Source organism: Brachyspira sp., assembly GCF_029258575.1.
GTDB lineage: Bacteria > Spirochaetota > Brachyspiria > Brachyspirales > Brachyspiraceae > Brachyspira.
In genome coordinates this window covers 1-13,793 of record NZ_JARHYI010000145.1, presented here as the reverse complement: position 1 = coordinate 13,793, position 13,793 = coordinate 1, and the positions used below count along the sequence as shown (strand labels likewise).

At 27.7% G+C, this 13,793-nt stretch carries 11 protein-coding genes and 1 pseudogene; 2 read left to right on the top strand and 10 right to left on the bottom strand.

Features of this window, described 5'->3' with window-relative positions; all coding sequences use genetic code 11:
* A partial coding sequence (locus Q1J76_RS11535) for a restriction endonuclease subunit S (RefSeq protein ID WP_300370503.1) occupies positions 1–527 on the bottom strand: 527 nt, incomplete at its 3' end.
* A 199-nt stretch (positions 528–726) separates the two neighbouring features.
* On the opposite strand from Q1J76_RS11535, the gene Q1J76_RS11530 reads away from it, so the two are divergent.
* Positions 727–1,296, top strand: coding sequence for a GNAT family N-acetyltransferase (locus tag Q1J76_RS11530; RefSeq protein ID WP_300370501.1), 570 nt, complete (start codon positions 727–729; stop codon positions 1,294–1,296).
* Between the two features lie 503 nt (positions 1,297–1,799).
* Positions 1,800–4,178 carry a glycoside hydrolase family 3 C-terminal domain-containing protein gene (locus tag Q1J76_RS11525; protein ID WP_300370499.1) on the top strand — a complete coding sequence of 793 codons (2,379 nt, stop codon included), beginning with the start codon at positions 1,800–1,802 and terminating at the stop codon, positions 4,176–4,178.
* Between the two features lie 68 nt (positions 4,179–4,246).
* Here the strand turns inward: Q1J76_RS11525 and Q1J76_RS11520 are convergent, their stop codons facing one another.
* From Q1J76_RS11520 to Q1J76_RS11480, 9 genes and pseudogenes are all read right to left on the bottom strand, one after another.
* The gene (locus tag Q1J76_RS11520) at positions 4,247–4,678 is read right to left on the bottom strand and encodes a PepSY-like domain-containing protein (RefSeq protein WP_300370497.1); all 432 of its coding nucleotides are present in this window, start codon (positions 4,676–4,678) and stop codon (positions 4,247–4,249) included.
* Between the two features lie 180 nt (positions 4,679–4,858).
* Positions 4,859–6,145 (bottom strand): glucose-1-phosphate adenylyltransferase, encoded by a 1,287-nt coding sequence (locus Q1J76_RS11515; RefSeq protein WP_300370495.1) that lies wholly within the window; start codon positions 6,143–6,145, stop codon positions 4,859–4,861.
* Positions 6,146–6,237: 92 nt separating this feature from the next.
* Positions 6,238–7,023, bottom strand: coding sequence for a Cof-type HAD-IIB family hydrolase (locus tag Q1J76_RS11510; RefSeq protein WP_300370493.1), 786 nt, complete (start codon positions 7,021–7,023; stop codon positions 6,238–6,240).
* A gap of 15 nt (positions 7,024–7,038) precedes the next feature.
* Positions 7,039–7,778, bottom strand: a pseudogene (locus tag Q1J76_RS11505) (HAD-IIB family hydrolase).
* A gap of 144 nt (positions 7,779–7,922) precedes the next feature.
* The gene (locus Q1J76_RS11500) at positions 7,923–8,447 is read right to left on the bottom strand and encodes a DJ-1/PfpI family protein (RefSeq protein WP_300370491.1); all 525 of its coding nucleotides are present in this window, start codon (positions 8,445–8,447) and stop codon (positions 7,923–7,925) included.
* A gap of 32 nt (positions 8,448–8,479) precedes the next feature.
* On the bottom strand, positions 8,480–9,973 hold the full coding sequence (gene glgA, locus Q1J76_RS11495; RefSeq protein ID WP_300370489.1) for a glycogen synthase GlgA: 1,494 nt from the start codon (positions 9,971–9,973) through the stop codon (positions 8,480–8,482).
* 147 nt (positions 9,974–10,120) lie between these two features.
* The gene (greA, locus tag Q1J76_RS11490) at positions 10,121–10,585 is read right to left on the bottom strand and encodes a transcription elongation factor GreA (RefSeq protein ID WP_300370487.1); all 465 of its coding nucleotides are present in this window, start codon (positions 10,583–10,585) and stop codon (positions 10,121–10,123) included.
* A gap of 208 nt (positions 10,586–10,793) precedes the next feature.
* A complete protein-coding gene (gene hydA, locus Q1J76_RS11485; protein ID WP_300370485.1) occupies positions 10,794–12,230 on the bottom strand; it encodes a dihydropyrimidinase in 1,437 nt (478 codons plus the stop codon).
* Entirely contained in the window at positions 12,227–13,651 is a 1,425-nt protein-coding gene (locus Q1J76_RS11480) for an NCS1 family nucleobase:cation symporter-1 (protein WP_300370482.1), read from the bottom strand. The genes hydA and Q1J76_RS11480 overlap by 4 nt, the downstream gene beginning before the upstream one ends.
* Between the last annotated feature and the right edge of the window lie 142 nt (positions 13,652–13,793).

Sequence of the window (13,793 nt, the reverse complement as noted above, 5' to 3'; positions counted from 1 at the left end):
TTCTCTATTACTTCATCGCATAATGATAAAATTTCCGCTATGCGTTTTTGTTCCTCTAGGGGCGGGACTTTAACAATTAAATTATTTAATATTTTTAAATTCAATCCACCACGACCTCCATCTCCATATGATAAACTTCTTAATTCTTTATATCTCATATCTAATTGATAATATAAAAATTTTTGTATGAAATAATCATTAGGTAATATAGAAGCTATTGATTGATTAGTACATAATTCTATATAATTAATTGCAACAGTTCCCCTAGTTTTTCCTTGACCCGCTAATCCTATTAATACAGATTCAATTGGTATAAGTCTAGTATTTGAATGTTCTAAACCTTTTTTGGTTATTTTTAATTTAGTTTCATATATAAATTTATTATTTAATTCTCCAGAAGTTAACCATGATATATTGCCATTCCAATATTCTTTATTTTTAGTGCTTGGAGTTCCTCCTGCTAATATTTTAGTTGTATCTCCAAGTTTTACTTCTTGCCAGCCTGTCGGCAAATATGTATTTTTCATAAATACGCCTCTATTAAATATAATATGCAATTCTTAATAATATTATAATATGATATGTAAAAAATTTAAAACTATTATGATATTAGTTTTTTTACTTTTTAAAAATTAACCAATCGTATAAATTATTTCAAAATGGTGTATTTACTTAATTCTAAAAATAGTATATAATCAGACTAAATTTTATATTGGAGTTTTTATTATGATTAAATTTATTGAAATGAAAGAAGATTTGAAGAATAAAGATTTTTATAAAGATTTGTATAATGATGCTTTCCCTCCTGAAGAAAGATGGAATTTTGATATGACTTTAGAAAATAAACATAATGATAATTATAAATTTTACGGCATATTAGATGATGATACTCCTATAGGTTTAACTATGCTCTGGGATTTAGATGATTTTAATTACGGAGAATATTTAGCTATAGATAAAAAATTTAGAGGAAACAAATACGGCACAGAAGTTCTTACCAAAATATTAAAAATACTTAGTGATAAATTAATAGTTATAGAAGTTGAACCTTATGATTTGAATGAAATTGCTAAAAAGCGTATTGAATGGTATCAGCGTTTTGGGCTTATACTTTCAGACTATGATTATAATATGCCTTGTATAGATGAAAATAAAAATATATCAAGCATAAAAATGAAAATCATGACTAGCAGAAAAATTCAAAATAAAGAAGAACATGACAATATAGCAAAAATATTATATAATAGAATATATAAGCCTAGACTAGATGAATTAGATAAATGGAAATACAATTAATAAAAAGTAAAGACTCTTTTAATATACAAGAAAATTGAAGTTTGAAAGAGTCTTTAAATAAGAATGCATCTAATAATTCAAAAACTCTTTTCATATAAAAAAAGATGATATACATATAGGCGTTTGTTTATGCTGGATTTCGTAAGAATTTTTATACATAGAATATTTTGCAATAAAAAGAAAATACAGATGTTTAGTATACGGAACTGCTTCTTAAAAAAATTAATGGAAATGCATAATAATATCATAGTTGAAGTTGTCCTGAAAATACAAACGATTTGGCATACAGACAAGTTAATTGGTAATATTCATATCCTTATTTTATTCAAAACGGAAAAACAGTATTTTTAGATTTCAAATTAATATCATCAAATGAATTAACAAGTTATAAATACAAAAAAGTGATTAATATTCTGCATAAAAATATATATAATTTATATTGATTTACTAAAATATTTATACTATCATGTTAACATAACAATAATATTCTGAGGTATTAATTTATGAACGATAATAAATACTCGCAAAAAATAAAAGAATTAATAAAAGAAATGACTTTAGAAGAAAAAACATCTCTTCTAAGTGGAAAAGATTTCTGGTCAACTAAAGAGATAATCAGATTAAAAATAGATTCAATATATTTAACAGACGGTCCGCATGGAGTAAGAAAGCAAAGCATAGAATCAAAAGAATTAAGTTTGCAAAAATCCGTTTCATCAACATGCTTTCCTACAGCCTGCTGCTCTGCCTGTTCATTCGATCCTAATATAATGTATGAAATGGGGGAAGCCATATCAAGAGAAGCAAAAGCGAATAAGGTTGCAGTTGTATTAGGTCCAGGTATAAATATTAAACGCTCTCCACTATGCGGAAGAAATTTTGAATATTTTTCTGAAGATCCGTATCTCGCTGGAAAAATGGCTAGCGGATGGATTAATGGTTTGGAGGATAATGGAATACAATCAAGTTTAAAACATTTTGCAGTAAATAATCAGGAAACTTTAAGACTTATAATAGATAGTGTTGTTGATGAAAGAGCTTTAAGAGAAATATATTTATATGCTTTTGAAATAGCTGTGAAAGAGGCTAGACCTTCTACTATTATGTGTTCATATAATAGCGTTAATGGAGTATTTGCCTCTGAAAATAAATATTTACTCACAGATATACTTAGATATGAATGGGGATTTGACGGTATTGTTATTTCAGATTGGGGGGCTGTTAATGATAGAGTTGAAGCTTTAAAAGCTGGACTTGATTTGCAAATGCCTGCCACAAATGGATACGATGATAAAAAAGTTTATGATGCAGTAAAAGAAAATATTATAGATGAAAAAATATTAAATAAAGTAGTAGAAAGACTTTTATATTTTTCACTATATTCTATGGATAATATTGATGATGATTTTTCTTATGATAAAGAAGAACATCATAATATTGCAAGAAAGATTGCGGAAAACTCTATAGTATTATTAAAAAATGATGATAAAATTCTTCCTAGCAAGAAAGAAAATACAATTGCTGTTATAGGAGAGTTTGCACAAAAACCTAGATACCAGGGTAATGGAAGTTCTCTTATAAATGCTTACAAAATAGATACTACTGAAGAATATTTCAAAGAAAATAATTTGGAATTTAATTATGCTAAAGGTTATGATTCAAATTCTTTGGAAATAGATAATGCCTTAGTAGAAGAAGCTGTAAATATTGCCAAAGATAAAGATATTGTTATAGTATTTGCAGGACTTATAAACTCCTATGAATCTGAAGGGTTTGACAGAAAACATCTTAATCTTCCAGAAAATCATAATCATCTAATAGAAGAAATTGCAAAAGTCAATAAAAATATTGTGGTTGTACTTTCAATAGGTGCTCCTGTTTTAATGCCTTGGATTGATAAAGTAAAAGGAGTTCTCAATTTATATTTAGCTGGAGAAGCTGCTGTAAGTGCTGCATTCAATATAATATTTGGTTTAGTTAATCCAAGCGGAAAATTAGCAGAAAGTTTTCCATTGAACTTAGAAGATACTCCTAGCTATAAATATTTTCCCGGAGGTAATAAGGCTGTTGAGTACAGAGAATCTATATTTGTAGGTTACAGATACTATGATAAAGCAGAAAAAAATGTTTTATTCCCATTCGGTTTCGGTTTATCATATACTACTTTCGAATTCTCCAATCTAATAGTTTCAGATGCCAATACAATTGCAGGGCTTGATAATATACATGTGGTTTTTGATGTAGAAAATACAGGAAATGTATTCGGATGCGAAGTTGCTCAAATTTATGTATCTGCTCCTGAAAACAATATATTCAAAGCACAAAAAGAATTGAAAGCATTTATCAAAGTTTTTTTACAACCTAAAGAAAAGAAAACTATTATATTAAAATTAAATAAAAGAAGCTTTTCATTTTATAATTCTGATACAAAACAATATGAAATAGAAAATGGAATATACACTATATATATAGGCAATTCGTCAAGAAATTTATTATTAAGTAAAAGTATGGAAATACATTCTATCAATTATTATCAGAAAAAAATAGATAACTATTTTAATTTTAATGATATAAATATTTCTGACAATGAATTTGAAAAACTTCTTGGAAGAAAATTAAAACCAATAAATATAAAAGCATCTAAACCATACAATCTTAATAACAATATGTCTGACTTGCTTCATGAAAATTTAGCAAAAGATTTTTATAATAAACTTTTATCAGGACTTGATAATTTATTTAAAGATGATAAAACTGATACTAAAAAAATGTTTGAAAGCATGATGCTTGAAACTCCTCTTCGTTCACTGTCTACTATGAGTGGAGAAATTATCACAAGAGAAGATATTGAAACATTAATAAATACTTTAAATAATAATTAATTCATAAAAATAAAAGCAGTAAGATTTCACTTATTAATCTTACTGCTTTATTATAAGATTAACTTTTATTAATCGTCAAATTGCTGCCCCATAATCTGACCATTACCTGTTACCATAATCTCCATCATATTATTTAATTTTAATTTGTAATTTCCCCATTCTTTTTCAGCATCAATAATAGCAGCCTGAGGATAAGCACTTTTTACAGCCTTTATAACAGCAGGCGGAAAAGCAGCATCTGGTATAGGAGTATATTCACTATCTATATTTTCCCAATCGCCATTAAACAAAAAATCTATTGATACCCCATTTGATAATTTTACATCAAATTTTCTTCCATCTTTTTCAACTTTAAAAATTTGAGCATCAGGAAATACTTTCTTTATAAAACCAGTAGCATTTGCAGGTAAAGCAGAAGGTGGAACTACAAAATCATCAGCAAAAAGATTAGATGCTGATAATATAATTAATGATGTCAATAAAAAATATAATTTTTTCATGATTTACTCTCCTTAAATCTTTATATATAAACTATCTTGACTATAAAATTATAACATCTTTTTCATATTTATAAAATATATTTATAGAAATTTTATTAAATTTTTCAATTTTAAAATATAATATATATGGGCAGAAGAGAATCTCCTACCCACAACAAACAAACTTAAACTAACAAATAATTAGATAACTGTACCACTTTTTACTATTGTATTTTTAGGTATTATTACAATTCCATCTCTAATACAATAGAATTCACTATCCTGATGCTGTATTTTCTTTTTATTAGTAATAACAACATCATTACCAATCCTTACATTCTTATCAATAATTACATTTTTAAGAGTGCATTTTTTACCAATACCTATTTTAGGAATATGTTTTACATTAAGTCTTTCAATATCATCATTATCCTCATAATAGTCGCTTCCCATCATAACAACTCTTTCTAATGTAGAACCGCTTTGAACAACAGAACGAACGCCTATTACACATTCTTTAATAGTGGCATTCTCTATTCTACATCCGTCTGCTATGATACTTGAAGTTACTGTAGCCTTTTCAACTTTAGAAGGAGATAAGTAACGAACATGTGTATATATAGGAGCATTTTCATCATAGAAATCAAAAGGAGGATTTTTACTTCCAAAAGATATATTAGCTTCAAAATAAGCTTTAATAGTTCCTACATCTTCCCAATAACCTTGGAATGCATAACTAAATACTTTATATTTCTTAATAGCTTCTGGAATAATGTCCTTACCAAAATCTATCATAGATACATCAGCCAATAATTCTTTAAGTACATTTCTTCTAAATACATATATACCCATAGAAGCCAAATACTCTTTGCTAGGGTCTTCTATATTAAACATCTTTTTCTGTTCTTCACTTAATCTTAATGAATCAAGAGCCTCATCTTCTTTTGGCTTTTCATGAAAGTTAGTAATTTGACCTCTTTTATTTACTAACATAACACCAAAACCTTTAGCATCTTCCCTCACAACAGGAACAGTACCTACAACTATATCCGCACCTGTTTCCAGCATATGCTGAAGCATAACATTATAATTCATACGATAAACTTGATCGCCTGAAAGTATAACTACATTATTCACAAATTCATTATCAAAATGGGATAAATTCTTTCTAACCGCATCAGCAGTACCCTGATACCAATCTATATTTGTATCTGTTTGCTCGGCTGCTAATATACTTACATGCCCCCCTGAGAAATTATCAAACCTATATGCATTATATATATGATTATTTAGAGATGCACTATTAAATTGAGTAATAACATATATATTTCTAAATCCACTATTAATACAGTTAGATACAGGTATATCTATCATTCTATATTGACCACCTAGAGATACAGCAGGTTTGGAACGTGCTTTTACTAGAGGATATAATCTTGTTCCTCTTCCTCCTCCTAGTATCAAAGCAACGGTATTAAAAACTTTCATAAAAAACTCCAATATTTTTTGTTACACCTTATGAATTTATATATTATAAGTATAGTAAAAAAAAATGGAGTTTTCAAGAACTATAATATATATTATAATACATTAAAGTGTTTTAAAGCATTATAAATACCGTCATTACCAATATCGTCAGTAATATAATCGGCTATCTTTTTCACAGATTCATTAGCATTACCCATCGCAATACCAATATTTACATGCTCTATCATAGTGATATCATTACCACCATCACCAAAAGCCATAGTTTCAGATAAGTCTATACCAAAATATTCTATTATTTTATCAACACCTATATGCTTTCCTCCTCCTTTTGTATTAACATCTGTAAAGGCTGGATGCCATCTGCTTGATTCACAATTTTTAAATATTTTATTCATTAATTCTTTTTCTTTATTTTCATCTACAAATAAATTTATCTGCAAAATATTATTTATATTCTCTTCTAAAAAATCATAATAATTTTCAACTGCTGGTATCGGAAGATTTATTGCTTTAGAAACTTCTTCAACTTCTTTAGTAATATAATTAATAAATATACCATTATTCATCATAATAGAGCATGGAAATTGCTCTTTATGTTTAAGATAATCAATCAATGAATAAACTTCATCTTTATCTATAGAATGTCTATAAATAGATTTATCATCGACATAACAGTCAAAACCATTTGCAGTTATATAACCATCAAATTTTAAATCATCTAAATTATTTATATGCATCTTTATTCTTCCTGTGGCTATAAAAACTTTTATCCCCTTTTCTTTCAAAAGTTTTATAGCCTCTTTAGAAGAATCACAAATCTTATGAGTATCGAAACTTACCAAAGTTCCATCTATATCAAAAAATACTGCTTTTATCATTATAAAATCTCCTAGTTAAAAATCTATCAAATTGAAATGTTTTAAAGCCTTGTATACCCATCATCAGTAATATAATCAGCCACTTTTTTTGCATCATCATTGGCATTACATATAGCAACTCCTATAGCTGTATGCTCTATCATACCTATATCATCGCCTCCATCACCAAAAGCCATAGTTTCAGATAAATCTACATCAAAATATTCTATAATTTTATCAATACCTTTACCACTATTTTTTGTATTAACATCTGCAAATGAAAAATGCCATCTGTTTGATTTAGAATTATTAAAAATATTAAGCTGTAAAATATCCTTATAATTATTTGTAATATAATCATCTAAATATATAGATTTTGGAACCTGAAAATTAGCTATAGCATAAAGATCTTTAATTATATCATTTGAATAATTAATAAACATATTATCACTAGTTATAACAGTGCATAGAAATCTATCAGTTTTTAGATAATCATTCAAAGAAAGTAAATCATTCTTATCAAAAGAAGTACTAGATATTTCTTCAATATTTCCATTATCATTAATAAAACAACTGCATTCATTCATAGTTATATAACCATCAAATTCCAAATCATCTAAATTATCTATTTGAAATAAAGTTCTTCCACTTGCTATAAAAATCTTAATACCTTTTTCTTTTAAATATTTTATAGTTTTATTTGAAGATTCAGAAATTTTATGCGTCTTAAAACTTACTAAAGTTCCATCTATATCAAAAAATACCGCTTTTATCATTTTACTAGTACCATTTATTATTATATTATAAAATAAGATTTTGAATTGACTATTTGTTTTTATTTAGATATGAATTCTATTTTTATAAAATTATGAATAAAAGATCATAATAATTTAGACCTTCTATTCATAATAAAAAATTAATTAAGATATATTGTTTAATACTTCTAAAACAGCATTAGCAAATTCTTTTGAAGAATCAGGACCATTAGCCGTTATAATATTTCCAGAAACAACAATGTTATCTTTTACAACATTTGCATTTCCATGTCTAACATGTGATTCATCTGCAGAAATACAAGTAACATTAACACCTTCCAATATTTTAGCATTAGCCATAATAACTATACCACTTCCTATACCAGCAACTATTTTTTGATTATCCAAAAATAATTTGGCAAGCCCTTGGGTACGCCAATCGTCCCATAAAGTTATACAGCCTATACCTCCTATAAATATAATAGCGTCAAATTCAACAGCATCAACTTCGCTGAATAGTAAATCTATATTTGTCATACCACCCAATTTACCTTGAGCTGTACCTATAAAAGTAGAAGATACCTTTGTTTTGTATCCAGCTGATTCAAAAATTTTTTTACTTTCAAAATATTCTTCATCCTGAAAATTTTGCCCAGACATAACATATAAAATATTATTATTTTTTCCCATACTGCATCTCCAATATATTAATTAAAAAATCATCATAAACCGCAATGTGTATCATAATTATTTTTATTTAAAATAGCAAGCTCATAAGCCTTGATATATTCCTTAGCACTTTTCTCCCAAGAATTATCTATTTTCATACCTCTTTTCTGCATAGCTGTAAATCTATCTCTATGATCATAATAAACACTAACAGCCCACCCTATAGTATTATATAATGCCGAAGGATTAGAATCATAAAATTTAAATCCACTACCTTCTCCAGTCTGCTCATTATAATTTTCAACAGTATCCTCGAGTCCTCCTGTAGCATGAACTATAGGTAAAGTACCATACCTCAAAGAATACATCTGATTAAGTCCGCAAGGCTCAAATAAAGAAGGCATTACAAATAAATCGCATCCAGCCTCTATCAAATGTGATAATTCATTATTAAAACCTATATAAGAACCAACTCTTCCTGGATATCTTTTAGGTAAATCGCCAAAGAAACCCTCAAGTCCCTTATCACCAGTACCTAGTATACAGAATTGAACTTTCATATTATTAACTAAAGAATCTATCATGGAAGCTATCAAATGATATCCTTTCTGATCTACAAATCTTCCAATAGCACCTATTAAAACTACATCATCATCTTCTTCAAGTAAAAATCTTTTTTGCAATTCTCTCTTACATATTGTTTTCCCTTTCATATTATCAGCTGAGAAATTAGCAGGTATAAATTTATCATTTTCAGGCGACCAGATATTTTCATCAATACCATTAAGTATTCCGAAGAAGCTTGTAGTTTTATTTTGCAAATAAGGAGCCATACCATGTCCTCCATAAGGAGAAGCAATTTCTCTTGCATATGTAGGGCTTACAGTAGTAACTACATCAGAAAAGAATATTCCGCCTTTAAGTAAATTGATATTCCCATGATCTTCAAAAGTATCAGGACTAAAATTATTCAAACCTAAACCTAAATAATCATAAGTTGTAGAAGCATTGTATATACCTTGATAATTAGCATTATGTATAGTGAGTATACTAGCTGCATGTCCTATCTTATCATTCCAATGCCAAGTTTTTATATAAGCTGGAATAGCTGCAGTTTGCCAATCATTGGCATGTACAACATCAACATCAATCTGCAAATCCTTACATAATTGTAAAGCAGCTCTTGAAAAAAATCCAAATCTCCAAGCATTATCCTGATAATCATTGAAAGAAGCATCATGGTAAAGTCCTTCCCTGCTGAAAAAACTATGATGTTCTATAAAATAAAAATCAACCCCATCTTTTACAGTTTTAAATACAGAACACCATTCTTCTCCGCTTCCCATCCATACTCCCATAGTAGGAAGTATATTCTCTAAATAACAATCATGAAAATTAATATCTCTATATTTAGGCAGTACAACAAAAGCTTCAGCACCTAATTTATTTAAATATATAGGTAAAGCACCAACAACATCAGCAAGCCCCCCTGTTTTTATAAATGGAGAAGCCTCAGATGATGCTATCATAATTTTCATTTTAGACATATGAAACTCCTAAAAATTGGAATATACTTTTAAATATATAACTTTATTTAAAAACTTCAAGTACAATTACACTTTTAGAATGCTATTATAATAAAAAGTTCAACAAAAAATAAAAGAATTCTATTGATAAATGAAATTATAACAAAATTATATACTAATTTCCAATATCTCTAAAACTTTATCTCCAGCAGGCACCTTTATAGTAACAAGATCTCCGATCTTTTTACCTAATAATCCTTTAGCAATAGGTGTTACTATTGTTATTTCATTTTTATTCATATCAGCTTCTAATTCGCCTACTATTCTATATTCAAAAACAGCATTTCTATTTTTATCTTTAACTTTTACTCTTTTACCAAAAGTTACTGTATCTTTGTCTAAATTAGCTGGATCTATTATTTCGCAGCCTGCTAAATCGCTTTCTAACTTTGATATTTGAGCATTCAATAATCCTTGTTTCTCCTTAGCAGCATGATACTCAGCATTTTCTTTTAAATCGCCTTTTTCTCTAGCCTCGGCAATAATAGCAGGTAAAGTTTCAAATTCTGCTTTTAATTCTGCAAGTTTTTCTTTAGCTTTATCATATCCTTCTTTTGTTATCGGTTTTGCCATTTTTAATATCCTTAAAATTATTAATTTTGATATTATAAACTATTTTCAAATATTTACAAATATAAAAAGATTAATCTATAATAATATAAAAATATAATTTTAAAATGATTTTAATTGAAATATTAACATAATTAGTAAAGAATTAATATAAAAAATAATCGACTTTGAATTATAGCCGATTATTTTTATATAATGATTTTTTGTATATTTAATTACAATCAATATCTATGAAACTTCCTAATTTGAAATGATTAGTACTGTCAGCATAATAATCTAAAGTTTTTCTCTTGATAAATTTACCATATCCTTTATCACCTAAAAACTTATTATCTTTGAATATAACTTTTCCTCTTGATATTACAGTATCAATAGTACATAAAAGCTCCATTCCTTCATAAGCAGTATAATCACAAGCCCCATGCATATTTGATTGAGTTATAACAGATTTTTTATTAGTATCTATTATAGTTATATCAGCATCAGCATTTGGAATGATAGCACCTTTTTGAGGATAAAGTCCATATATTAAGGCTGGATTATAGCATAAAGTTTCAACGAATCTATTTATACTTATTCTTCCTTTCATAACACCTTCAGAGAACATTAAAGGATATCTCTCCTCTATTCCACCGACACCATTAGGGCATTTAGTAAAATTTTCCTTTCCTTTTACCTTATCAGTTTCATAATTAAAAGGACAATGATCTGTTGCAATTACATGAATATGTCCGTCATCTATTGCCTTCCATAATTTATCGCAGTCTTCCTGTTTCCTTAATGGAGGCGACATAACAAATTTAAGTCCGTCCTCTCTATCATACTCTTTATCAGTTAAAACTAAATATTGAGGGCAAGTTTCTGAAAATATATTTTTATGTCCCAAAGCCCTTGCATTAACAATTTCATCTACACTCTTTCCAGCTGAAGTATGAACTATATAAACAGGAGCATTTCCAGCTATAACGGATAAATGTATTATTCTATTAACAGCTTCTGCCTCTGCCTCTGCAGGTCTGCTTATAGGGTGATAATGTGCAGATGTTTTTCCTTCTTCTACGAATTTTTTCTTTAAATATTCTATTACATAATGATTTTCAGCATGGAAAGCAGATACTCCATTAAGTTCTTTCATCTTCTTCAATACTCTTAAAACATTATCATCTTCTATTTTATAATTATAAGTTAAATATAATTTTGTACTTTGTAAGCCTTCTTCTTTTGCTAATACCTCAAGCCCTTTAAGAACATCTTCATTAACATGCTGTAAAACTCCATGAAAACTATAATCAATAACGCATTTATTATTAGCAAGAGTATGATAATATTCTAATTGATGAAATACATCACAGTCTTTAGGTCCGAAACCCATATGATCAACTATTGTAGTAGTTCCTCCACAGGCAGCAGCAATAGTACCAGTATAGAAATCATCAACAGCTCTTCCTATACCCACATTAATATCCATATGAGTATGAACATCAATACCTCCCGGCATCACATATTTACCTAAAGCATCAATAATTTCTGCATCATCGCATTTTAAATCTGTTCCTATCTTTGAAATTTTTTCATCTTCTATTAATACATCAGCTTTATAAGTTTCTGAAGCATTAACTATAGTACCGTTCTTTATAATAGTTTTCATGCTTTTACCTCCTTGTTAGTAAATTTTATTAATATAGCATACAATAAAAAACTTATTAATAATCCAAATACATAAGAACTTTCATATAAAAATTTAAATATTGGGACATTAACAAATTTACCTAATAATACTATTAAAGTAGATGCAAATAATATAATCATAGCAATTATATTCCAACCATTATTATAATAATAAAGCCCTCCGTCTATTCTATACAAATCAAATAAAGAGATTTTTGTTTTATATTGACTCCAATAAGACGACATATATATTCCTGTCATAGGACCTAAAAAAGTAGCTAAAGTTCCATTAACTTCAAATATATAATTATTAGGATTTTCTAAAACCTTCCAAGGCATTACAATTATAGAAATACCTAAAACTGTAAGAATAGCTTTTTTATATGTAAATATTTTAGACCATATATTTGAAAAAATAATTCCTGGAGGTATTAAATTAGCAGGTATATTCGTTGTCATTGTAGCAATTATAATAAATATTGAAAATATAATTACTATTATAGGATTATCAAATTTAGCCACTAAATCAGCTGGATTCCATATCATATCACCAAATTGTATTTGTGCCCCTATAGTTCCGCAAACTCCAACAAAAACTATAAATGCAGTCATAATAGGAGCTCCCAAAAATTGACCTATAAATTGCTGACTTTGCTTTTTAGCATTTTTTGTATAATCTGAAATATTCATAGCTATAGTACTATCAAAAGCTATCATAGCTGTAAGAGCAGGGAAAACTATTTGTGCAAAATTATTTCCTCCATGCAAAGTTGAATAACTAAATATCTCTACAAAACCTCCTGCAACTTTATATGCCCAAATTAATACAGATAATGATAATCCTATCAATATAGGAGCAGAAAACTGCTCAAATATTTTTAAAGCTTTGGCTCCTCTAATTGCTATATAAATATTTATAATTAAAAATACTAAATATGAAATAAATTGTACAGCAAAGACTCCTTTAAAAGAAGGTATAATATTAATTATTATAGAATTTATAGCCGTACCGCCTATCCAAGATTGAACTCCAAACCAAAAACATCCTAAAAAAGCTCTTATTAAAGTTGGAAATACATTTCCTCTAGGACCAAATACTAATTTTGATAATAAAGGATAACCTATAGCATATTTAGTTCCAAAATGACCTAATAGTACAGCAGGAATCATTACAATAGTATGACCAAGCACTATTGTAAAAATAGCTTGTATCCATGACATTCCAGAAGCTATTAATCCTCCTGCCAGCATATATACAGGAATTGATACCATTATACCTATCCAAAGAGAAGCTATACTCCAAGTATTCCAGTCTCTCTTTTCATCTTCTAATGGCTTAGTATCTTCTGAATAAATATTAGCATGTTTTTTTAATTCGATTAAATCAATTTCATTATTCATAATAATTTCCTTTTATAATTTTTATTATATAAATACATCATTGCAGTAAGCACAGCACCGCCTAAATTTCTAGCCTTATCAGAAATAGTAAAGCAATTATCATATTCAGATTTTCTAGGATCAATATCCGCTATTTTCAAAC